Genomic DNA, 21,522 nt, shown 5'->3' on the forward strand with positions numbered 1-21,522 from the left:
CGTCGTCGGCCGCCTTCGTCAGGTGGCGGGAGCCTTTCGCACGACAACGCCCAGTTCGTCGCTTTCGCGGACCTGTCGCAGATGTTCCTCTGCCTGCGTCGCCTCGCGCTGGCGGTTCCACATCGAGGCGTAGAGCCCGCCCTTGGCCAGCAGTTCGGAATGCGTGCCGCGCTCGCTGATCTCCCCGCCCTTGAGAACGATGATCTCGTCGGCGCCGACCACGGTCGAGAGGCGGTGCGCGATGACCAGCGTTGTGCGGTTCTTCGACACGATGTCGAGCGCTGCCTGGATTTCCTGTTCCGTGGTCGTATCGAGCGCGGAAGTCGCCTCGTCGAGAATGAGGATCGGCGGTGCCTTGAGCACGGTGCGGGCAATCGCCACGCGCTGCTTTTCACCGCCGGAGAGCTTGAGCCCCCGTTCGCCCACCTTGGTCTGGAACCCGTCGGGCAGCTCGCTGATAAAGCGACCGATCTGCGCCACCTCGGCCGCCTGTTCGATCTCGGCATCACTCGCGGCGGGGCGGCCATAACGGATGTTGTAGGCAATGGTATCGTTGAACAGGACCGTGTCCTGCGGCACCATGCCGATCGCCGAGCGCAAGCTCTTCTGCGTCACGTCGCGGACATCTTGACCGTCGATCGTGATCGAACCCTGCTGGATGTCGTAGAAACGGTAGAGAAGACGCGAAATCGTCGACTTGCCGGCCCCCGACGGACCGACCACTGCAACCGTCTTGCCGGCAGGGACCTCGAAAGAGATCCCCTTGAGGATCGGACGCTGCGGGTCGTAGGAAAAATGGACGTCCTTGAAGGCGATGGCGCCCTGGCCGATTGCGAGCGTGACCGCATCCGGCTTGTCGAGAACCTCCGCCTCGACTTCCAGCAGCTCGAACATCTGCTCGATGTCGGTCAGGCCCTGGCGAATTTCGCGGTAGACGAAGCCGATGAAGTTGAGCGGGAAGGAGAGCTGCATCAGCATCGCGTTGACGAAGACGAAGTCGCCGATCGTCTGCTCGCCGCGCTGCACGGCGAGTGCCGACATGACCATGACGACGGCGGTGCCGATGCCGAAGATCACGCCTTGGCCGAAGTTCAGCCAGCCGAGCGAGGTCCACACCTCGGTCGCCGATTTCTCGTAGCGTGCCATGGACTGGTCGAAGCGGTGGGCTTCCATCTCCTCGTTGCCGAAATACTTGACGGTTTCGAAGTTCAGGAGCGAGTCGATCGCCTTGGTGTTTGCGTCGGTATCGCTGTCGTTCATCGCCCGGCGGATGCCGATGCGCCAGTCGCTGGCGCGGATGGTGAACCAGATATAGGCCCAGACCGTAAAGGCGGTGACTGCGAGATAGGAAAAGCCGTAGCTCCACCAGAAGATGCCGGCCGTCAGCAGGAATTCGATCAGCGTCGGCACGGAGTTGAGGATCGTGAAGCGTACGATCGTCTCGATCCCCTTGGTGCCGCGCTCGATGATGCGCGAAAGACCGCCGGTCTTGCGCTCCAGATGGAAGCGCAGCGACAGCTGATGCATGTGCACGAAGGTGCGGTAGGCGAGCTGGCGGACGGCATACTGGCCGACGCTGGCAAAGAGCGCGTCACGCAGCTGGTTGAGGCCGACCTGGGCGATGCGGGTGAAATTGTAGAGGATGACCAGTGCCACGGCGCCGAGCAGGAAGGCCGGCAGCAGGCCTGCCATGTCGAGCTTGCCGTTCAACGCATCCGTCGCCCATTTGAAGAAATAGGGGACCAGGATCAGGATGAACTTCGACAGGACCAGGAAGACCGTCGCCCAGACCACGCGCATCTTGAGGTCTAGCCGGTCGCTTGGCCACATGTAGGGCCACAGATTGGCGAGGGTGCCGAGCGGATTGCTGTCGTCCGCCGAGACTGTCTTCTTTTTGTCCGCCATGGATGCGCCCCACTTTCGCTCACGGTCCATAAAAAGCGGCGGCCCTGTTCGAGCCGCCGCTAATCGCCAGATAGGTTCTGGAACCTTCAATTGCAATGGGGACTAGCCCCATTACAGTTATCCGTCAGTTCAGCTTTTCGCCATGCATGCGCTTGCGGTGAAGCTCTTCCGCATTCGGCAGCGCTTCGCTCGGCACTTCGAAGATCTGGCCGGGCTCGATCTTGTCGGGATTGGCGATGGCCTTGGCATTGGCGAGGTAGATCGTCGTGTAGCGGACGCCCTGGCCATAGACGCGACGGGAGATCTGCCACAGCGTGTCGCCGCGGCGGATGATGACGCTGCTGGCGCTTTCCTTGAGCGGCGCCTGCTCGATGGTCTTCGGCTCCGTGCCGGCTGTGCCGGTCGAGGTTGCAGGGACAGCCTCCGGGGCCGCAGCCGAGGGGGCCGCCGCATCCGGCGCAACGGCCGGGGCGGCAGGCGAAAGCACGGCGTCGATCAGCGCGGCAATCTTCGGCAGCGCTGCGCCGACGGCGTCGATGTCCTTCGGCAGGGCCTGAAGCGCGGCAAGCGCCTCGCGTGCCTTGGCGGCGGTCGAGGTCACGAAGTCGCCGACGGCAGGTGCTGTGGCTGCAGCCGGGCGGAAGTCCGCGATCGACGACAGGCCGATTTCGGTTGCCGAACGGGCGGCGGCAAGTTCTTCCAGGGCCGGCTTCTTGCCATCGGCGTAGAGACCCTTGAGCAGGGCGAAGGCTTGGCCGAGCGAACCGCGAAGCTTTTCGAACGTCGCCTGATCGACCGAAACCATGGCGCCGCCCTGGCCGGATGCGGTGGAGCTGTTCTGGGCGACGACGGAAACCTGTTCGCCTTCGGGGCGGTTGAACGGCACCGAAGCGCGGACAACGACCTGGCCGGCTGCATCGAGCAGTTCGGCGCGGATCATATGGGCGCCGACCGAAAGCGTGATCTTGCCCTCGACGACGAAGTTTCCGCTGGCATCGGCCGTTGCATTGCCGACCAGCGTTTCGTCGGCAAAGCCGCGAACATTGCTGCCGACCGGCGCCTTACCGGCGATGAAGATACGGTCGCCCTCGATTTCGACGGCGCTCACCTGGATTTCAGCATTGGTCGGAGCCGCGGCGGGCTGTTCGCCTGCCGGAGCTGTCGTTCCTGCCGCTTCCGGCGCCGTCGCAGCGCCAGCTGCGTCGGACGCGGCCACGCGTTCCTGCTTGGTCCCGGAGTTGACGCTTTCCGGCAGGGTGATCAGGCGGCTCGCTTCGCCAGGCTTGGAGACCATGGCGAGCAGCTTGCCGTTGGGATCGGAGGGAACCGAGATGGTTGCCACTTCATCCGAGATCACGGTCTTGCCGTCCTTGTCGGTGGACTTCAGCTGAAGGCTGTGGTCGCCCGGCGCGAGCGGCTGGTCGAGCACGGCGGCGAAGTCGCCGCTCGGGTCGACGTCGAGCGAAGAAATGACCTTGTCGCCGGCGACGATTTCGAGCTTCGAGCCCGGGACGGCATTGCCCGCGATGACGGTGGAGCCGTCCGGTTCGACGCGCAGCACGTCGAAGCGTGGCTTGGACGGGTCCTCGGCCGGAGCCGCCTCCGTCGCTGCCGGGGCGGCGGGAGCCGGTGCACCGGTCAACGCGCTTTCGATGGCCGCAATCAGGCTTGCAGCCTTGGCTGGATCGTCCGGCAGGGACTGGATGAGGGAGAGTGCCTTGGCGGCGTCTTCACGCGCCTTGGTCATGGCGGTGCTGAGAGTCGCGTCGAGACCGGCCGGAATGTCGAGGGCTGCAAGTGCGGAGATTGCCGTCTGCGCGACGGCCTTGGCGGCCGCGAAGGCCTCGGGTGCCGGCGTCTTGCCGTCCGCGAACAGGGCCTTCATCCCGGAGAGCGCGGTGGCGGCATCGGCCTTCAGGCGGTCCATCTTTTCGCTGGCCGTCTTCTTGGCCTCCTCGACGGCAGCCTCGGCCTTGGCGGCGGCGTCTTTTGCCGTGTCCGCAGCCGTGGTGACGGCATCCGATACTGTCTTCTTGTCCGCGGAAATACGCGGCAACACGAAAAATACCATGAGCAGGGTGGCGACACCCAGCACGATCAAGGCCACCCAACCGGCGCGGTTTTTCATCATAGTCGGTCTCCGGGCGGAAAACCCGCCATATTCTTCAAAAATTGCTAGCTCTATCTGGCCGGTTTAACAAGCGTTCTCAATGTATTCGGGGATGCGGCAAACAAGATTCCGTCAAATTTGTTGACCTTGCCGCCGGCCCATAGTCATTTTCGGACATGACTGAAAAAACATCTTCGATTCGATCCGTCTGCGTTTACTGCGGCTCACAGCCCGGACGCGACCCCGCCTACATGGCTGCCGGCCGTGCTCTGGGGCGTTCCATCGCCGCAAACGGCATGCGTCTGGTCTATGGCGGCGGCACCAAGGGTATCATGGGTGCGGTGGCCAGCGGCGTGCTATCCAACGGCGGTCAGGTAACCGGGATCATCCCCGAGTTCCTGATGGACATGGAGGCGACCCGCCATTCGCTCGGCCAGCTGAGCGAACTGATCGTCACGAAGGACATGCACGAGCGCAAGCACGCAATGTTCGAGCGGGCCGACGCCTTCGTCACTTTGCCGGGTGGTATCGGCACGCTGGAGGAGATCGTCGAGATCATGACCTGGGCCCAGCTCGGCCGGCATGGGAAGCCGATGGTTTTCGCCAACGTCAACGGCTTCTGGGACCCGATGCTCGAACTCGTGCAGCACATGCGCGATCAGGGTTTCATCCACACGGCCCACCTGGTGCAACCGATGGTAATTGCCGAGATCGACGACATCGTGCCGGCTATCCTCGACAGGCTTGAAGCCGCCGGCAACCTCGACGGTGCCGACGAGGTCATTTCCAGGCTCTGAACTGCCTGGTTAACTCAGCGCTGGAAGCGGTTCCGGATCATCGGCCAGGAATAGACGGCAAGCCCTGCCCAGATGAAGACGAAGGCGATCAGCTTCGTCTGGCCGAACGGCTCGTGGAAGACGAATACCGCGGTGATGAAGACCATGGTCGGCGCGATATACTGCATCATCCCGATCGTCGACATGCGCAGCAGCTTCACCCCGTTGGCATAGACCATCAGCGGGATCGCGGTCGCAAAGCCGCTGAAGACGAGAAGCCCCATGTCGCTTGCGCCGGCGCCGTGGAAGAAGTGGCCGCTGCCGTTGAACTCGGTGTAGAGTATGTAAAGCACAGCCGGAACCGACAGGATCAGCACTTCGAGGAAGAACCCCTGGTTGGGCCCGACCGGCAGCGTCTTGCGGAAGAAGGCATAGAAACCCCAGCTGAAGGCGAGCGCCAGAGAGATCCACGGAAGCCCGCCCGCATCCCATGTGAGGATGGCGACCGCGACCGCCGCGAGCGAGATCGCGATTTTCTGCGGAATCAGCAGCTGTTCCTTGAGAAGGATCGCGCCGATCAGCACCGAAATCAGCGGGTTGATGTAGTAGCCGAGCGCACCCTGAAGGGCCTGGCCCGAGGTGATGGCATAGACATAGACGAGCCAGTTGACGCTCACGAGGCTCGCCGTCACGAAGGCCATCACGAGCATCGACGGCGTGCGCAGCGCCTTCACCACGTCGTCGCCGCGCTTCAGGAACAGAAGGATCGCCGCCGAGATAGGCAGGGACCAGACGACACGATGGGCCACCACCTCGAGAGCCGGGATATGGGCGACGAGCTTGAGGTAGAGGGGCAGGAAGCCCCACATGAAGTAGGCGGCGAAGGCAAAGGCAAAGCCGCGCGGGGTGTCCTCGTTCTGCACAGCAGAAATGGTCTGGTCAGCCATGGTATTTCCACCCGGAGTGTTATGGTTTTGTGCCGCCCGGTTACCTCAATGCGTGTGAATGGACAAATGCATTCCCGTGAACAGTGCCTGATTGCTTTTGATCCTTCTGAGCGGCACACTGGAACGCGGGGGCTTGTGCATGGAGCAGATCATGCAGGCCAGTGTCATCGGTGAGCAGCGAAACCTCTTTGCGGCACGCATGCTGGCAAAGGCGGGCGTGCCGTCCGGCGGCCGCCTGCTTGAGGCATTTTCGCGGATCCGGCGGGAGGATTTCCTCGGCCCGCCGCCCTGGCTGATCGCCAGCCACGGCGGCTATCGCAACGCGCTGTCGAATGACGCCGAGTGCCTTTACGACGATGTGCTCGTGGCGCTTGACGCGGCCCGCGGCATCAACAACGGAAGCCCCTCGTTGCATGCCCTCGGTATCCATGCCCTCGACCCGACGCCGGGCGAAACGGTCGTCCATCTCGGTGCCGGAACCGGCTACTTTACCGCGATCCTCTCCGAGCTGGTTGGCGCAAGGGGCCATGTGATTGCAGTCGAATACGATACGGCGCTCGCTGAGCGCGCCCGCCTGTGCCTCGCCGCCTTCGCCAATGTCGATGTGGTCTGCGGCAACGGGCTGGAATGGCCGAGGAAGGACGCGGACGTTATCTACGTTAACTTCGCCGTCGACCGTCCGGCGGTTCCCTGGATAACGCACCTGAAGCCCGGTGGCCGGCTGCTCTTTCCGCTCGGCGTGCCTGTTTTCGAGGGAAAGCGCCCGGGGCCGGAATACACCGCCATGGCAGGCTATCTGCTTGTCCGCCGGGACACCGACGGCTATGCAGCCCGCTTCATCGAAAGCGTTTCCTTTATCTGGGGCGAGGGCGTGGTTCTGGCCGATTGGGCGAGCCATGCACGCCTGAGGGCGGCCTTCGCCGACAACTGGCGCGCCGTCCGCAGCCTGCGCTGGGGCGGAACACCAGCCGACGACGAATGGTACTCGGAGCCGGACTGGGGTCTGTCGATCCATGCGGCGGGCCATGCGAACTGACCGACCGATCCGTCAGGTCACGCGCCCATGTTCGGAGAGGAAGTCGAGCATCGCACGGATGCGGGCAGGCAGGTGGCCGCCCCGGCCGACATAAACCGCATGAAAGGTCTCGCTGATGCGAGTGCGGGGATCATCGAGAACCTGCACCAGCCGTCCGGCGGCGATGTCCTCGCGCACGGTGAAGGCGGCAAGCCTTGCCAGCCCGGTGCCACCGATCGCCAGTTGACGCAAGGCTTCGCCGTCGCTCGCCGTCACCCGTCCGACAGCCGGCACGGCGACAATCGCCTCTCCTTCGCCGACATTCCAGTCAGACAGGGCCCGTACATAGCCAAAACCCAGACGACAATGTCGCTCGAGGTCTGACGCCGACCGAGGCACGCCATGGCGTTCGAGATAGGTCGGGGAGGCGACGATCATCAGTGCCGTTTCTCCCAGTTTGCGGGCGATCAGGCTCGAGTTGGCCATCGGCCCGGCGCGGATCGCGATGTCTGCACGCTCGGTCAGAAGGTCGACGACCAGATCGGTCTGGACGATTTCCACCGATATGCCGGGATAGGTCCCGAGAAAGCGCGAGAGTATCGGTGCGAGCACATGAGTTCCGTAGGCCGCACTGGTGTTGATCCGGATCAGCCCGCGCGGATCGTCCAGCGATGCTGCGGATCTTTCCGCCTCGTCCATGTCCGCGAGAATGCGTACCGAACGTTCGTAGAAGGCGCGGCCCTCGGCCGTCAGAAGCAGCTTGCGCGTCGAGCGGTTGACCAGCCGCGTGCCGATGCGGGTTTCAAGTCGGGCGACGAGCTTGCTGACCGCCGATGGCGTCATGCGGCAGGCGCGGGCGGCGGCCGAAAAACCGCCGCGCTCGACGACCTGCACGAACACTTCCATCTCTCCGGATCGATTGACGTCCTGTCGCGCCATCTGTGATCTCAATTCACATATGTTGTTCTTTCAGGCAGACTATTTCACTCAGTGCGATCTGTCTATCTCAGGGACCACAAGGTCTTACAGATAGGATGATCCCAATGCCCCTTGCCCTTTATGCCCTTACTGCCGGTGCCTTCGGGATCGGCGTCACCGAATTCGTGATCATGGGTCTGCTGATCGAGGTCGGGCGTGATCTTGGCATTTCCATCGCGTCCGCCGGCCTTCTGATCTCCGGCTACGCGCTGGGTGTCGTCGTCGGCGCGCCGATCCTCACCGCCGTTGCCGGTCGCATGAAGTCGCGCACCACCCTGCTGCTCTTGATGGTCGTCTTCACCATCGGAAACGTGGCCTGTGCGCTCGCCCCGAATTTTGAAGCGCTGATGGCCGCCCGACTGGTGACGGCGCTGGCCCACGGCACCTTTTTCGGCGTCGGTTCCGTGGTGGCGACCAGCCTCGTTGCGGAAGACCGTCGTGCCTCGGCCATCGCGGTGATGTTCACGGGCCTGACGGTCGCGAACATCGCCGGAGTTCCGCTCGGCACCTGGCTTGGCCAGGAATACGGCTGGCGCATCACCTTCTGGGCAGTTGCCGCCGTCGGTCTGGTGGCGATTGCGGTACTTGCCGTCTTCCTTCCGAAGGAGGACGCGTCGGCCGATGATGCCGAGAAGGCTGCTTCGTTCTCTGATCTGGTGAGCGAACCGGTGATCACCAGTCTTGCCATGACCGTGCTGGGCTTTGCAGCGGTATTTGTTGTCTTCACCTTCATTGCGCCGATCCTCACCCAGGTCAGCGGGTTTGCCGAGGTGGCCGTCTCGCCGGTCCTGCTCCTTTTCGGTGCGGGTCTGGTCGTCGGCAATCTGCTGGGTGGCCGTCTCGCCGACCGAAATCTTGATCGGGCGCTGATCCTCTCGCTGGGCGGGCTGGGGGCCGTTCTGATCGCGATGGAATTCCTTGTCGGCTATCGGTTCGCTGCGGCCGCCATGGTGGGCCTGCTGGGCGCTGCCGGTTTTGCCACCGTCGCTCCGCTGCAGCTGCGCATCCTTCAGAAGGCGAAAGGAGTGGGGCAGGCACTCGCCTCCAGTCTGAACATCGCCGCTTTCAATCTCGGCAACGCGATCGGCGCCTGGGTCGGCGGCCTGACGATCGAGCACGGTCCCGGCCTTGCCCACCTGCCGATCGTGGCGGCGCTTTTCCCGGTCGCCGCCGTCGCGCTCGCCCTTGTTGCCATGCGTCGCGATCGGCGGCGCTCCGAGCTGCTGCCGGTCAGCGCCTGATCTCTCGAATCCCTACCAATTGAAAGGATAATGTCATGGAATATCGTCGTCTTGGCGCGTCGGGCCTGCGGGTGCCGGCACTCAGTTTCGGAGCGGGCACCTTCGGCGGCTCTGGGCCGCTTTTCGGTGCCTGGGGCAACTCTGGCGCGGTGGAGGCCCGTCGTCTGGTGGACATTTGCCTGGAGGCCGGCGTCAATCTCTTCGACACGGCGGACGTCTACTCGGCCGGCGCATCGGAAGAGGTACTCGGTCAGGCCATCAAGGGTCGGCGCGCCGAGGTGCTGATCTCGACCAAGACCGGGTTGCCGATGGGCGATGGACCCGCCGACTGGGGCACTTCATCCGCACGCCTCGTCACCGGCGTAGACGCTGCCTTGGGCCGGCTCGGTACGGACTACATCGACCTTCTTCAGCTTCATGCCTTTGACGCTTCCACGCCCATCGAGGAGGTTCTGTCCGCGCTCGACCGTCTCGTTGCCGCCGGCAAGGTTCGTTACGTCGGGGTATCGAACTTCGCCGGCTGGCAGATCATGAAGTCGCTGGCCGCCGCGGAAAAACACGGCTGGCCGCGATATGTGGCAAACCAGATCTATTACTCGCTGATTGGCCGTGACTACGAGTGGGACCTGATGCCACTCGGCCTCGATCAGGGCATCGGCGCCATGGTCTGGAGCCCGCTCGGCTGGGGAAGGCTGACCGGGAAAATCCGCCGTGGCGCACCGCTTCCGGAAACGAGTCGCCTGCACGACACCGCCGCCTTCGGTCCGCCGGTCGATGACGAACGTCTCTACCGCGTGGTTGACGCGCTGGATGAGGTGGCCGAACAGACAGGCAGGAGCGTGCCGCAGGTGGCGCTCAACTGGCTGTTGTCTCGCCCGACGGTTTCCTCGGTCATCATCGGCGCCCGAAACGAGGAGCAGCTCCGGCAGAACCTCGGTGCGGTCGGCTGGAACCTGACAGCCGAGCAGATCGGCGTGCTCGATGCCGCGAGCGCGACGGAGGCGTCTTATCCCCATTTCCCCTATTATCGCCAGGAGGGCTTCGCCAGGCTCAATCCGCCGGCGATCTGACGGCGAAAGTGAGGATCGCCGCCTACTCGGCGGCGATCTTGCCCGCCAGCTGCCGGTTCTTCATCAGCTTGTAGATGACCGAGTCCATCAGCGCCTGGAACGACGCGTCGATGATGTTTTCCGAAACGCCGACCGTCCACCAGCGCACGCCGGTATTGTCGGTCGACTCGATCAGGACGCGCGTGATGGCTTCCGTGCCGCCGTTGAGGATACGCACCTTGAAGTCGACCAGTTCGAGATCGTCGATCTCGGTCTGATACTTGCCGAGGTCCTTTCGCAGCGCGAGGTCAAGGGCGTTGACCGGGCCGTCGCCCTCGGCCACCGACATGATGCGGACGCCGTCGATGGAGAGCTTCACCACCGCCTCCGAAACCGTCTTGAGGTGTCCGTTGGCATCGAAGCGGCGCTCGACCATGACGCGGAAGCCGTCGATCGCGAAGAAGTCGGGAACCGAACCCAGCGTGCGGCGGGCCAGAAGCTCGAAGCTCGCATCGGCGCCCTCATAGGCGTACCCCGTCGCCTCGCGCTCCTTGACGATGGCGATCAGCTTGTCGAGCCGGGGATCCTGCTTGTCGACCTCGATGCCGCGCCGTTTCAGCGCATTGATGAAATTGGCCTTGCCGCCCTGGTCGGAGACCATGACCTTGCGAAAATTGCCGACGCTGTCGGGAACCACATGTTCGTAGGTCTTCGGGTCCTTGAGCAGCGCCGAGGCATGGATGCCGGCCTTGGTGGCGAAGGCCGACGCGCCGACATAGGGCGCCTGATGGTCTGGCGACCGGTTGAGCAGCTCGTCGAAGGCGTGCGACAGCCGTGTCAGCTCCACCAGCTTCTCCGTGTCGATCGAGGTCTCGAAACGGCTCGAATAAGCCTCCTTCAGACAGAGGGTCGGAATGATGGTGACCAGATTGGCATTGCCGCAGCGCTCGCCGATGCCGTTGAGTGTGCCCTGGATCTGGCGCACGCCGGCTTCCACGGCGGCCAGCGAATTGGCGACGGCCTGCCCGGTGTCGTTATGGGCGTGGATGCCGAGCGAGGAGCCCGGAACGCCGGCGCCGATCACGGCCTGGACGATGTCGCGGATCTCCGGCGGCTGGGTGCCGCCATTGGTGTCGCAGAGCACCACCCACCGCGCGCCGGCCTCGTAGGCGGTTTTCGCGCAGGCGATGGCATAGGCTGGATTGGCCTTGTAGCCGTCGAAGAAATGCTCGCAGTCGACCATCGGCAGCTTGCCGGCGGCCGCGACCGCCTCGACGCTTTCCCGGATCGATGCCAGATTTTCCTCGTTGGTGCAGCCGAGCGCGACCTTCACATGATAGTCCCAGGTCTTGGCGACCAGGCAGACGGCATCGCTTTCGGCCTGCAGGAGCTGGGAAAGTCCCGGATCGTTGGAGGCCGACACGCCCGCGCGCTTGGTCATGCCGAAGGCGACGAAGGCGGCGCGGCTGGTGCGCTTCTTGGCAAAGAAGGCCGTGTCCGTCGGGTTCGCCCCCGGATAGCCGCCCTCGACATAGTCGAGGCCGAACTCGTCCAGCATGGCCGCAATCGCAATCTTGTCCTCGACCGAAAAATCGATGCCCGGCGTCTGCTGTCCGTCGCGGAGCGTCGTGTCGAAGAGGTAGATCTTTTCGCGTGTCATGTGTTTGCCTCCCCAGGCGGTCGTCTATTCTTTGGGGGCCCCTCATCCTCTCCCCACGAGCGGGGAGAGGATGAGGGGCAGATCTCATTCCTTGCCGGCGTACCGGTCGGTCGCGCGGATCAGCTGGTCGAGGATGCCGGGCTCCAGATAGGCGTGTCCTGCCCCCTCGATGAGGTGGAAGTCGGCCTTCGGCCAGGCCTTGTGCAGCTGCCAGGCATACTTGGCCGGGCAGGGCATGTCGTAGCGGCCATGGACGATGACGCCGGGAATATCCTTGAGCTTCACCGCGTCGCGCAGCAATTGCCCTTCCTCCAGCCAGCCGGCATGGACGAAGAAATGGTTCTCGATACGGGCAAACGCGATCGCATAGTCGTCCTCGCCGAAATGCGCGGAATAGTCCGGGTTCGGCAGCAACGTGATCGTCTCGCCTTCCCAGGTGCTCCAGGCGATGGCGCATTCGAGCTGCTTCTTCCTGTCCGTGCCCGTCAGGTAGCGGCGATAGGCGGCCATCATATCGTGGCGCTCGTCCGGCGGGATCGGCGCCTGGAAGCGCTCCCACTTGTCGGGGAACATCTCGGACACGCCGAACTGGTAGTACCAGTCGAGTTCGGCCTTCGTCAGCGTGTAGATGCCACGCAGAACGAGTTCGGAAACATGTTCGGGATGGGTTTCCGCATAAGCGAGCGCCAGGGTCGAGCCCCACGAACCGCCGAAGACCAGCCACTTGTCGACGCCCATCAGGGTACGCAGCCGCTCGATGTCGGCGACAAGGTGCCAGGTCGTGTTGGCGTCCAGGCCGGCATGCGGGGTGGACTTGCCGCAACCGCGCTGGTCGAAAAGGATCACGTCGTAGAGCGCCGGGTCGAACAGGCGGCGCTGCGTCGGGCTCGTGCCGCCGCCGGGGCCGCCATGCAGGAAGACGGCCGGCTTGGCGCCTTTGGTGCCGACGCGTTCCCAATAGATGGTGTGGCCGTCGCCGACATCGAGAAAGCCCGTCTCGAACGGTTCGATCTCCGGGTAGAATCCGCGCAATTCAGTGGTCATGATCAATCCTCTTCCGGCGGCCAGACCGCCGTATCATGGTCGGGATGCTGATTGGAAACGACCGAGGCGAAGAATGCCTCCATCTCGGGTGACGTCGCCGACGGTTTTTCGAACAGGTGGTCGATCCACGGCAGCCGCTGGTCGTGATTGACCTGCACCTGCGGCTCGATCAGCTCCGGATGGTCGAAGGCGCCGATCGCCAGCTCGATATGCTCGCCGACATGATAGGTGAGCGGTGTCCCGCACTTGTTGCAGAAGCCGCGCTTGACCTTGGCCGACGAGCGAAAAAGCGAAGGCTGGCCCCGTGTCCAGGTCAAATGCGCGTGGTCGGCGGTCACCAGGGCACCGAAGAAGGACCCGAACGCCTTCTGGCACATCCGGCAGTGGCAGATCGACGGTCGGCCGAGCTTTTCCGCCCGGAACCGGACCGCGCCGCATTGGCAGCCGCCTGTGAAGATGCCTTCCATCTCAGTCCTCCTAGCGCAGGGTCACGTAAGCCACGACACCGATGGTGATTGCGGCGACCAGAATGCCCTTGCCGATCAGGCCGTAGAGCAGCCACTTCGGCATCTGGGTGTTGGGGTTCTTTTCCGTCATGCCTTGTCCTCCTTCGGCCAGCTGCCGTCGGTGTCGTGGTCGGGATGCTGGTAGGAAACGATCTCGAGCACGAAGGGTGCCTCCGCGGCGTCCTCCTCAGTTCGATGACCGGGAAGTTCGTGCAGGTGATCGACAAAGCCGATCTTGCCCTCGGTGCCGAACTGCACCGTCGGCGGCAGTAGCGACGGGTCGTCGAAGGCGCCCGCAGCGACCGCCACGCCGTCCGGCGCCTCATAGGTCAGCGGCGTCCCGCAGTTGTCGCAGAAACCGCGCCAGGCAAAATTCGACGACCGGAACTTTTTCGGCCCGCCGCGCGTCCATTCAAGCTGTGCCCCGCGGGTCGAGACGAGCGGCGCGTAATAGGCGCCGAACGCCTTCTGGCACATGCGGCAATGGCAGATGGAGCTGTCCTTGAGTACGCCCGTCACCCGGAAGCGCACCGCGCCGCACTGGCATCCTCCGGTATAGGTGGGGATGGTCATGATGCTTCTCCCATGCTGGGCAGGCGTGTAGGCCGGCTTTGCCATCCGGCGAGACAGAGGGGGATACTTCGCGACGCGGCAAACATCCTATCGCTTGACCTCCCAGGTGGTGACCCGTTCTCCGGTCTCCTTGTCCTTGCCGTCCTTGAGCTGGATGCCCTTGGCCGCCAGGTCGTCACGGATCTTGTCGGCTTCGGCGAAGTTCTTTGCCTTCAGCATTTCGAGACGCATCGCGACAAGGGCCTCGACGGCGGCGGTGAGATCGTCGCTGAGTTCCGCCTTCTTCGGCTGCACACCGAGAAGGGCGGCGCTGGCCGCAAACACTGCGAGCTTCGACGGATCGGCATTGGCGGCCTGGGCCAGTGCATGCACGCTCTGGATGGCGGCAACCGTGTTGAGATCGTCGCCGAGCGCCTCGATGACCGCAGCGTCGGGTGCGGCGTCACCGGCCTCGGCCACCGGCCACTTGGCAAGCAGCCGCTCCGCTTCCTCCAGCCGCTTGACCGAGAAGTCTATCGGTTCGCGGTAATGCGTCATCAGCATTGCAAGACGCAGCACTTCGCCCGGCCAGGTGCGGCCGCCGAGTTTCTCCGTCGCCAAGAGCTCGTTGATAGTGACGAAATTGCCTTCCGACTTCGACATCTTGCGGCCTTCGACCTGCAGGAAGCCGTTGTGCATCCAGACATTGGCCATGACGTCGGTGTCGAAGGCGCAGCAGGACTGGGCGATCTCGTTTTCATGGTGCGGGAAGATGAGATCCAGCCCGCCGCCGTGGATGTCGAACTGGTGGGGCCGCGCCTTCGCCTTCGGCGACAGCCGGTCCTTGATCTCTTCCCAGAGATAGCGGTCCGACATGGCCGAGCATTCGATGTGCCAGCCGGGACGGCCGTAGATCGAGACCTGGCGGCCCTCGAAGGAGAATTCGGCCTTCCAGCCCGGCTCGGTGTCGGCCGACTGCTTCCACAGCACGAAGTCGGCCGGGTTCATCTTGTGGGATTCCACCGCGATGCGGGCGCCGGCCTGCTGGTCCTCGAGCTTGCGCTTGGAAAGCATGCCGTAGTCGGCCATCGAGGCGGTCGAAAACAGCACCTCGTGGCCCTCGGAGCCGCTCGCCACATAGGCATGGCCCTGGTCGAGCAGGCGCTGGATGATCTCGATCATCTGGCCGATATTGTCCGTCGCCCGCGGCTCGACCGTCGGCTTAAGGCAGCCGAGCGCCGCGACATCCTGATGGAACTGGCTTTCCGTCTTTCCGGTGACGCCGCGGATCGCTTCGTTCAGCGTCATCGAGCCGTCGGCGATCTGGGCGCCGAAGTCGCGCAGCGCCCGGGCATTGATCTTGTCGTCAACGTCGGTGATGTTGCGGACATAGGTGACCTTCTCCGCGCCGTAGACATGACGCAGAAGGCGGTAGAGCACGTCGAAGACGATGACGGGCCGGGCATTGCCGATATGGGCGAAATCGTAGACGGTCGGGCCGCAGACATACATGCGCACATTGTCGGGATCGATCGGCTGGAAGTCGACCTTCTCTCGTGTGAGCGTGTTGTAAAGCTTGAGGCCGCTGGCCATGTCAGTCTCCCAGAACGAATTCCGCCCGGCTGGACCGGGTCGTTTGTCATCTGGGGTTTTCAGGAGACGAAAACGGCCGGGCCAGCGCTGGGCGCTAGCGAATAATGATCCCGCAAATAATGCAGATGGTCGTCTTCATGGGCGCCGTTATGGCGCGCCCGCCCGAATTGGTCAAGGGGGCGGCTGAGCCGCCCCTCGTGCCCGAAGGCCCGGTCTATCAGGGGTAGACGTAGGTGTAGAGGGCGCACATTTCGTCATTGCTCGACGGCACGTCCTGCGTCTCGAATACGGCCACCATGGTGACGTCGTCGTCGAGCCAGCTTGCAAGATAGGTGACGGGCGAGGTGCCACAAAGACGGTTTCCGTTGAGCAGGACGGGGTTGCCGGGGCCCTTCACGCTGTAGACCGATGCCGGAACATCCTTGCCGTCGACGACGAAGTGGTCTGCGACCAGTTCGTCGAATTCGATCTTCTCGCCGTTGGAGAAGACCATTTCAAAATCGTCGAAGCTGATGTCGCCGGTGATGGCGGTTGCGGTGTTGCTGAGAGCGACCAGATCGTCGGCAAAAACGGGGCTCGCGGTCAGGAAAAGGGCGGCGGCAGCGTATTTCAGGGCGTTCATCGTCAGCTGGATCCTTTTGGCGGGGTGCGCGGACACTATCGCGGCGGCGCGGCAAAAGGAACTGCTGCGCGCTGGCGCGGATCCGCCACTGGCACCGGATCACCGACTAATTTTGGGAGTGTCCGCAGCCCGGTTGCCGTAGTGCAAGGCCGGCTCAACCGAGGGCGGTGGACGGTCTCGAGGGCGCACTTTCCGGAGGGCGTTTCTTCTCGACGCTCGGCGACGTGTAAGGGTTTCTCAACGGGCACGCCTGTAGTGTTCCACCACTCTCATTCTTTGCGGACCCTCTTCTCGTCATGGACCAGCTGCTGCATCTGCCGACGATCATGGTGATTCACGCGTTGTCCACGCTGATCTCCGCGGTCCTGATCGGTCATCGTTGGCGTCAAAGGCCTCAAAGCCGTTTGCTTGGCGTGCTGACCTTCGCAGCCGGTATCGCCTTTCTCGGAACGGTGCTGCATGCGATGCGCGGCGTCATGCCATTCTGGGTGTCGACCGGCCTCGGCCTCGGCGCGGCGACCGTAGCGCTCGGGCTCTATTGGCAGGCGATCGTCATTTTCGATGGCCGGCGACCGAACTATGCGCAGGCCCTGGCAGGCGCCGCGATCTGGTGGGGGCAATGCCTGACGCCGATCTTCCAGACATCCATCACGTTTCGAACCGTGACCTTTGCGCTGATCCTTGGGATCTACTCGGTGCTCAGTGGACGCGAGGTCGCGCGCGGTGGGCAGCTTGAACCTCTTCCTTCGCGCCGGCTGGCCGCGCTTGTGCACTATGCCCGCGGCGGCGTGTGGTTTTTCGTTTTGTTCGCGACGCTGGTGTTCGGACCGGCCTATGGCGGCGCGTCGCAATTCGCCTCCTGGTTCGTGCTGGCGTCGCTGGTCCAGACCATGCTGATGATCCTGTCGATCATCACGCTCCTGATGCTCGCGCTGGAGCGCGACGAGCGTGAAAGCCGCCTTGTCTCCGAGCGGGACCCGCTCACCAATCTGCGCAACCGCCGCTCCTTCGTCGAACGCGCAGAGGCGGTGCTGGCGGGCGAGGGGCGTTCGGCTGCACTCCTTCTGTTCGACATCGACCATTTCAAGCTGATCAACGACACGCGCGGCCATGCGGCGGGAGACCAGGTGCTGACCGCCTTTGCGGCATCCCTCGATGCATCGATGAAGGAGGACTGGCTGCTGGCGCGCATCGGCGGCGAGGAATTCGCCTGCCTGATGCCGGGTGTCGTCGGCGTCGAAGCGGTTGCGATTGCGGAGACCCTGCGCCGCAGGATCGAGGCGCTTCAGGTCTTGGTCGCAGACCGCAACGTTCCGGTTACGGTCAGCATCGGGGTCGCGACCACCGAAGACGTCTCCGCGAGCCTCGATCCGCTTTTGGCGGCCGCCGATGGTGCGCTCTATCGCGCCAAGGGAGACGGCAGGAACTGCGTCCGCACCATCGATCCGGTGGTCGCATTGAGACGCATGCTCGAAGCAAATATGGAGCGCGCCCAGCCGCTCGTCGGGAAGAAAGCCATAGCTAGGGGCGCAAGGGGCAGCCGTCGGCGCTGACTGAAGGAAGAGACGCTTCGCGAAGGCGCGCGGCCCTCTTCATGACGCAAAGACGTGTCAGAGGGGAACCCCTTTCAAGTGAGGTCCGTGTGAGCAGGGCAGCGAAAATCGGCATCGCGGGCATCGGGCTACTGGCGGCTGCGACAGTTCTCTTTTTCACCTATGATCGCGGCATGATCCGCTTCAACCATCCGTCTCTCGAAGACTATCCGATCCAGGGTATCGACGTCAGCCACCACCAGGGCGACATCGATTGGCAGCGATTGGCTGCCCAGCCGAAGGTGCGCTTCGCCATCATCAAGGCCACCGAAGGGGGCGACTTCCGGGATCGCAAGTTCGCTGAAAACTGGCGGCGTGCAGCGGAGGTCGGCATCGTCCGCGGTGCCTATCACTTCTTCACCTTCTGCCGGCCCGGCCGGGATCAGGCGCAGAATGTGCTGGCGACCGTTCCGAGAGAGCCGGGCACCCTGCCGATCGCCGTCGACATCGAGTTCCACGGCAATTGCGACAAGGTTCCGACCGTGAAGGAGTTGGCGGACGAGATCAACGCCTTCATGGACGAGCTGAAGACCGTCTTCCCGGAAAAGCCGATCTTCTACGTCACGCAACCCTTCTACGAACAGTATTTCAAAGGTCGCGAGGGGCTCTACCCGGACCATCATCTCTGGCTCCGTAGCATTGCGGAGGAGCCGGTCGGGGAGGCATGCCGGCCCTGGACGATCTGGCAGTTCGCCGACAACGGCATGCTGGACGGGATCGAAGGGCCTGTCGACCTCAATGCGCTCTGCCCGTCAGATGCGGCATTTTCCCATTTGTTTTCAAAGGCGGCGCAATAGCGTCCGCGATGGGACGGCCGGACCGCGGCGATGGGCTGTTCAGTTGCCGTCAGCCTTGGCCGTCAGTGCCTTCACGACAGCGTGCGACGCACCCGCCCGCAGCCTCATTCCGGCATGCGGTAGTCGACGATCTTGTTCTCGCGCACGACGAAGAGCTTGCCGGTCTCGGTCAGGTCCGGCCCGCAGAGCGGCAGGAGCTTCGCGGCGACTTCGGAAGGATGCGGCACGGTGCTCGGATCCTCGCCCGGCACGGCCTGGGCGCGCATGGCGGTGCGGGTCGCGCCCGGATCGATCGACACGACGCGTAGCGGCAGGCGCTGGGTCTCGCCGGCCCAGGTGCGGGCCAGCGCCTCGACGGCGGCCTTGGAGGCGGAATAGACGCCCCAGAAGGGACGGCACTTGTGCGCGGCGGCCGAGGATAGGATCAGCGCGCGGCCCTGGTCCGACTTGACGAGCAGCGGCTCGACCGAGCGGATCAGACGCCAGGTGGCGGTAACGTTGATCGTCATCACCTTTTCGAACACCTTGGCCTCGATATGGCCGATCGGCGAGATCACGCCGAGCACGCCGGCATTGGCGACGAGAATGTCGAGCTTGCCCCAGCGCTCGTTGATCGAGGCGCCAAGGGCGTCGATCGCGTTCATGTCAGCAAGGTCGAATGGAACGAGCGTCGCCGAGCCACCGACGGCCTTGATCGCGTCATCGAGCTCCTCGAGGCCGCCGACCGTGCGGGCGCAGGCGATCACATGGGCGCCCGCCTTGGCAAGTTCGAGTGCGGTGAAAAAACCGATGCCGCGCGATGCGCCGGTGACGAGCGCGATACGGCCCTTCAGGTCAACTGTCATGATCTTCGTCCTTGGTGCTCAGCCGTTGTTGGCCAGCATGGAAACCTTGCGGCCAACCTTTTCGCCTTCCTTGTCGAGAAGGCGGGTCGGGTAGTCGCCGGTGAAATAGTGGTCGGTGAACTGCGGGGCGTCCGGGTCGCGCGGCTTGCCGCCGACCGCCTTGTAGAGGCCGTCGATCGACAGGAAGGCAAGCGAGTCCGCGCCGATATACTTCGCCATCGCCTTTTCATCGACATACTGGTTGGCGAGCAGCTTGTCGCGGTCCGGGGTGTCGATGCCGTAGAAGTCGGGGTGGAAGATCATCGGCGAGGCGACGCGGATATGCACTTCCTTGGCGCCGGCGTCGCGGATCATCTGCACGATCTTCAGCGAGGTGGTGCCGCGCACGATCGAATCGTCGACGAGAACGACACGCTTGCCTTCGATCATCGCCCGGTTGGCGGAATGCTTGAGCTTTACGCCGAAGGCACGGATCTGCTGGGTCGGTTCGATGAAGGTACGGCCGACATAGTGGTTGCGGATGATGCCGTATTCGAACGGGATGCCGCTCGCCTGGGCATAGCCGAGTGCCGCCGGCGTGCCGCCGTCTGGCACCGGCACGACGACATCGCCCTCGCAGGGGCATTCGTTGGCAAGGTTGATGCCCATGTTCTTGCGGGTGACGTAGACGCTGCGGCCGCTGACGACCGAATCCGGCCGGGCGAAATAGACGTATTCGAACAGGCAGGGCCGTTCCGGCTGCGGCTTGGCCGGCTTGCGGGCCTCGATGCTGATCGAGCCGTCGGGCTGCACTTCGCAGATGATGACTTCGCCGTTTTCAACGTCGCGCACGAACTTCGCGCCGATGATGTCGAGTGCGCAGGTTTCCGAGCAGAAGATCGGCATGCCGTCGAGTTCGCCCATCACCAGCGGGCGGATGCCGATCGGGTCGCGGGCGGCGATCAGCTTGGTGCGCGTCATCGCCACCATCGCATAGCCGCCTTCCATCTGGCGGATGGCGTCGATGAACCGGTCGGTGGTCGAGGAGTGGCGCGAACGGGCGATGAGGTGCAGCACGACTTCGGTATCCGAGGTCGACTGACAGATGGCCCCCGTCGCGATGATCTGGCGGCGCAGCGTGAGCCCGTTGGTGAAGTTGCCGTTGTGGGCAATGGCGATCCCGCCTTCCTCGAGTTCGGCAAACAGCGGCTGCACGTTGCGCAGCGCCACTTCGCCGGTGGTCGAGTAGCGGGTGTGGCCGATCGCCGAGGTTCCCGGGAGCTTCGCGAGCGTCGCGGGATTGGTGTAGTGGTCGCCGACGAGCCCCATGTGCTTTTCGGTGTGGAACTGCCGTCCGTCGAAGGAAACGATGCCTGCGGCTTCCTGGCCGCGGTGCTGGAGGGCATGCAGGCCGAGTGCGGTCAGCGTCGCCGCATCGGAGTGACCCAGAATGCCGAACACCCCGCATTCCTCATGGAGCGTGTCGTCTTCGAGACTCCATTCGAAACCGGAAAAATCAGACTGAGACATGAAAGCAGGCCTTTGCTCGATCGGACAGATGTGCCGGGACGGCTTTAACACGGAAGCCGCCGGTCTGTCCTGATCCGGCGGCGTCCGCTAGTGAAGTTCGTGGGCACGGCCGAAGGCCGCAGCCCCGTCAGTTGTTGGCGGCCGGGGCGTCTTCGGCCGGAGCCTGCTCCGCGGGAGCCTGGTCGGTCGGCGCTTCGGCGGCCGGTGCATCCGCAGCCGGCTCTTCCTTGCCGAGGATGCGGGCGCGGATCTGCGGTTCGATGTCTTCCGGCAGTACGGCCTCGAGCTTCATCACCAGCGTGTCGAGGAACGGCTTCGACTTGGCCTGGTTGACCCAATCGGGGCGATGCTTGGCGTCGATCAGCCAGTTCCAGAAGGCAACCGCGACGACGAGCAGCAGGATACCGCGAGCGGCGCCGAACAGGAAGCCGAGCGTCCGGTCGAGCGCGCCGATCCGGCTGTCGATGATGAAGTCGGCAATCCGGCTCGTGATGAACGAAATGACGATCAGCGCGATCAGGAAGATGGCGCCGGCCGAGCCGGCCATGGCGATGCGGTCGTCGCTCGTGTAGTTCTTCACGTAGGGGACAAGCATCGGATAGAGATAGTAGGCGGCGGCAACCGCGCCCGCCCAGCTGGCGATCGAAAGCACTTCGCGCGAAAACCCGCGCACCATGGCGAGCACGGCGGAAAACAGCACGACACCGATGACAATACCGTCAAAAATCGTAATGGGCATAAATACCAACTCCAAGACTTGCCGGCCATCGCCCGCATGATT

19 protein-coding genes are annotated in these 21,522 nt (G+C 63.8%); 6 read left to right on the forward strand and 13 right to left on the reverse strand.

Features of this window, described 5'->3' with window-relative positions; translation table 11 throughout:
- Positions 1-18: 18 nt before the first annotated feature.
- A complete protein-coding gene (locus ACX93L_RS13430; RefSeq protein ID WP_459405289.1) occupies positions 19-1,905 on the reverse strand; it encodes an ABCB family ABC transporter ATP-binding protein/permease in 1,887 nt (628 codons plus the stop codon).
- 124 nt (positions 1,906-2,029) lie between these two features.
- Complete coding sequence (locus ACX93L_RS13435; protein WP_459405290.1) at positions 2,030-4,036, reverse strand: LysM peptidoglycan-binding domain-containing protein; 2,007 nt, start codon at positions 4,034-4,036, stop codon at positions 2,030-2,032.
- Positions 4,037-4,191: 155 nt separating this feature from the next.
- Between ACX93L_RS13435 and ACX93L_RS13440 the strand changes: the two genes are divergently transcribed.
- Entirely contained in the window at positions 4,192-4,812 is a 621-nt protein-coding gene (locus ACX93L_RS13440; protein WP_459405291.1) for an LOG family protein, read from the forward strand.
- Between the two features lie 14 nt (positions 4,813-4,826).
- Here the strand turns inward: ACX93L_RS13440 and rarD are convergent, their stop codons facing one another.
- Positions 4,827-5,738 carry an EamA family transporter RarD gene (gene rarD / locus ACX93L_RS13445; protein ID WP_459405292.1) on the reverse strand — a complete coding sequence of 304 codons (912 nt, stop codon included), beginning with the start codon at positions 5,736-5,738 and terminating at the stop codon, positions 4,827-4,829.
- Positions 5,739-5,889: 151 nt separating this feature from the next.
- Between rarD and ACX93L_RS13450 the strand changes: the two genes are divergently transcribed.
- The gene (locus tag ACX93L_RS13450) at positions 5,890-6,774 is read left to right on the forward strand and encodes a protein-L-isoaspartate O-methyltransferase family protein (protein WP_459405293.1); all 885 of its coding nucleotides are present in this window, start codon (positions 5,890-5,892) and stop codon (positions 6,772-6,774) included.
- A gap of 12 nt (positions 6,775-6,786) precedes the next feature.
- Here the strand turns inward: ACX93L_RS13450 and ACX93L_RS13455 are convergent, their stop codons facing one another.
- Positions 6,787-7,692 carry a LysR family transcriptional regulator gene (locus tag ACX93L_RS13455; RefSeq protein WP_459405294.1) on the reverse strand — a complete coding sequence of 302 codons (906 nt, stop codon included), beginning with the start codon at positions 7,690-7,692 and terminating at the stop codon, positions 6,787-6,789.
- 104 nt (positions 7,693-7,796) lie between these two features.
- Here ACX93L_RS13455 and ACX93L_RS13460 point away from each other — a divergent pair, with 104 nt between their 5' ends.
- Entirely contained in the window at positions 7,797-8,972 is a 1,176-nt protein-coding gene (locus ACX93L_RS13460) for an MFS transporter (RefSeq protein ID WP_459405295.1), read from the forward strand.
- A 35-nt stretch (positions 8,973-9,007) separates the two neighbouring features.
- Positions 9,008-10,042 carry an aldo/keto reductase gene (locus tag ACX93L_RS13465; protein ID WP_459405296.1) on the forward strand — a complete coding sequence of 345 codons (1,035 nt, stop codon included), beginning with the start codon at positions 9,008-9,010 and terminating at the stop codon, positions 10,040-10,042.
- Positions 10,043-10,064: 22 nt separating this feature from the next.
- Here the strand turns inward: ACX93L_RS13465 and cimA are convergent, their stop codons facing one another.
- The 6 genes from cimA to ACX93L_RS13495 form a co-directional block, all read right to left on the reverse strand.
- Positions 10,065-11,681, reverse strand: coding sequence for a citramalate synthase (gene cimA, locus ACX93L_RS13470; protein WP_459405297.1), 1,617 nt, complete (start codon positions 11,679-11,681; stop codon positions 10,065-10,067).
- Between the two features lie 84 nt (positions 11,682-11,765).
- The gene (gene pip / locus ACX93L_RS13475; protein WP_459405298.1) at positions 11,766-12,725 is read right to left on the reverse strand and encodes a prolyl aminopeptidase; all 960 of its coding nucleotides are present in this window, start codon (positions 12,723-12,725) and stop codon (positions 11,766-11,768) included.
- 2 nt (positions 12,726-12,727) lie between these two features.
- Entirely contained in the window at positions 12,728-13,192 is a 465-nt protein-coding gene (locus tag ACX93L_RS13480; RefSeq protein ID WP_459405299.1) for a GFA family protein, read from the reverse strand.
- Between the two features lie 126 nt (positions 13,193-13,318).
- A complete protein-coding gene (locus ACX93L_RS13485; protein ID WP_459405388.1) occupies positions 13,319-13,798 on the reverse strand; it encodes a GFA family protein in 480 nt (159 codons plus the stop codon).
- Positions 13,799-13,891: 93 nt separating this feature from the next.
- The gene (gene cysS, locus ACX93L_RS13490; protein ID WP_459405300.1) at positions 13,892-15,376 is read right to left on the reverse strand and encodes a cysteine--tRNA ligase; all 1,485 of its coding nucleotides are present in this window, start codon (positions 15,374-15,376) and stop codon (positions 13,892-13,894) included.
- 217 nt (positions 15,377-15,593) lie between these two features.
- The gene (locus ACX93L_RS13495) at positions 15,594-15,998 is read right to left on the reverse strand and encodes a hypothetical protein (RefSeq protein ID WP_459405301.1); all 405 of its coding nucleotides are present in this window, start codon (positions 15,996-15,998) and stop codon (positions 15,594-15,596) included.
- A gap of 296 nt (positions 15,999-16,294) precedes the next feature.
- On the opposite strand from ACX93L_RS13495, the gene ACX93L_RS13500 reads away from it, so the two are divergent.
- Positions 16,295-17,551 carry a GGDEF domain-containing protein gene (locus tag ACX93L_RS13500; protein WP_459405302.1) on the forward strand — a complete coding sequence of 419 codons (1,257 nt, stop codon included), beginning with the start codon at positions 16,295-16,297 and terminating at the stop codon, positions 17,549-17,551.
- Positions 17,552-17,640: 89 nt separating this feature from the next.
- Positions 17,641-18,387: a glycoside hydrolase family 25 protein gene (locus ACX93L_RS13505; RefSeq protein WP_459405303.1), complete on the forward strand. Its 747-nt coding sequence runs from the start codon at positions 17,641-17,643 to the stop codon at positions 18,385-18,387.
- Between the two features lie 104 nt (positions 18,388-18,491).
- On the opposite strand, the gene ACX93L_RS13510 is transcribed toward ACX93L_RS13505, so the two are convergent.
- The 3 genes from ACX93L_RS13510 to ACX93L_RS13520 all read right to left on the reverse strand — a co-directional run bounded on the left by ACX93L_RS13510 (position 18,492) and on the right by ACX93L_RS13520 (position 21,480).
- Positions 18,492-19,232 (reverse strand): SDR family NAD(P)-dependent oxidoreductase, encoded by a 741-nt coding sequence (locus ACX93L_RS13510; protein ID WP_459405304.1) that lies wholly within the window; start codon positions 19,230-19,232, stop codon positions 18,492-18,494.
- An 18-nt stretch (positions 19,233-19,250) separates the two neighbouring features.
- Positions 19,251-20,741, reverse strand: coding sequence for an amidophosphoribosyltransferase (gene purF, locus ACX93L_RS13515; protein WP_459405305.1), 1,491 nt, complete (start codon positions 20,739-20,741; stop codon positions 19,251-19,253).
- A 127-nt stretch (positions 20,742-20,868) separates the two neighbouring features.
- Positions 20,869-21,480, reverse strand: a complete 612-nt coding sequence (locus tag ACX93L_RS13520; protein WP_169589162.1) for a CvpA family protein — start codon at positions 21,478-21,480, stop codon at positions 20,869-20,871.
- Between the last annotated feature and the right edge of the window lie 42 nt (positions 21,481-21,522).

This window comes from Rhizobium sp. CAU 1783, from assembly GCF_054551725.1.

Bases quoted from the DNA above. Each gene is read 5' to 3' on its own strand.
- ACX93L_RS13430 (WP_459405289.1), bottom strand. From the start codon at position 1,905: ATGGCGGACAAAAAGAAGACAGTCTCGGCGGACGACAGCAATCCGCTC.
- ACX93L_RS13435 (WP_459405290.1), bottom strand. From the start codon at position 4,036: ATGATGAAAAACCGCGCCGGTTGGGTGGCCTTGATCGTGCTGGGTGTC.
- ACX93L_RS13440 (WP_459405291.1), top strand. From the start codon at position 4,192: ATGACTGAAAAAACATCTTCGATTCGATCCGTCTGCGTTTACTGCGGC.
- rarD (WP_459405292.1), bottom strand. From the start codon at position 5,738: ATGGCTGACCAGACCATTTCTGCTGTGCAGAACGAGGACACCCCGCGC.
- ACX93L_RS13450 (WP_459405293.1), top strand. From the start codon at position 5,890: ATGCAGGCCAGTGTCATCGGTGAGCAGCGAAACCTCTTTGCGGCACGC.
- ACX93L_RS13455 (WP_459405294.1), bottom strand. From the start codon at position 7,692: ATGGCGCGACAGGACGTCAATCGATCCGGAGAGATGGAAGTGTTCGTG.
- ACX93L_RS13460 (WP_459405295.1), top strand. From the start codon at position 7,797: ATGCCCCTTGCCCTTTATGCCCTTACTGCCGGTGCCTTCGGGATCGGC.
- ACX93L_RS13465 (WP_459405296.1), top strand. From the start codon at position 9,008: ATGGAATATCGTCGTCTTGGCGCGTCGGGCCTGCGGGTGCCGGCACTC.
- cimA (WP_459405297.1), bottom strand. From the start codon at position 11,681: ATGACACGCGAAAAGATCTACCTCTTCGACACGACGCTCCGCGACGGA.
- pip (WP_459405298.1), bottom strand. From the start codon at position 12,725: ATGACCACTGAATTGCGCGGATTCTACCCGGAGATCGAACCGTTCGAG.
- ACX93L_RS13480 (WP_459405299.1), bottom strand. From the start codon at position 13,192: ATGGAAGGCATCTTCACAGGCGGCTGCCAATGCGGCGCGGTCCGGTTC.
- cysS (WP_459405300.1), bottom strand. From the start codon at position 15,376: ATGGCCAGCGGCCTCAAGCTTTACAACACGCTCACACGAGAGAAGGTC.
- ACX93L_RS13495 (WP_459405301.1), bottom strand. From the start codon at position 15,998: ATGAACGCCCTGAAATACGCTGCCGCCGCCCTTTTCCTGACCGCGAGC.
- ACX93L_RS13500 (WP_459405302.1), top strand. From the start codon at position 16,295: ATGGACCAGCTGCTGCATCTGCCGACGATCATGGTGATTCACGCGTTG.
- ACX93L_RS13510 (WP_459405304.1), bottom strand. From the start codon at position 19,232: ATGACAGTTGACCTGAAGGGCCGTATCGCGCTCGTCACCGGCGCATCG.
- purF (WP_459405305.1), bottom strand. From the start codon at position 20,741: ATGTCTCAGTCTGATTTTTCCGGTTTCGAATGGAGTCTCGAAGACGAC.
- ACX93L_RS13520 (WP_169589162.1), bottom strand. From the start codon at position 21,480: ATGCCCATTACGATTTTTGACGGTATTGTCATCGGTGTCGTGCTGTTT.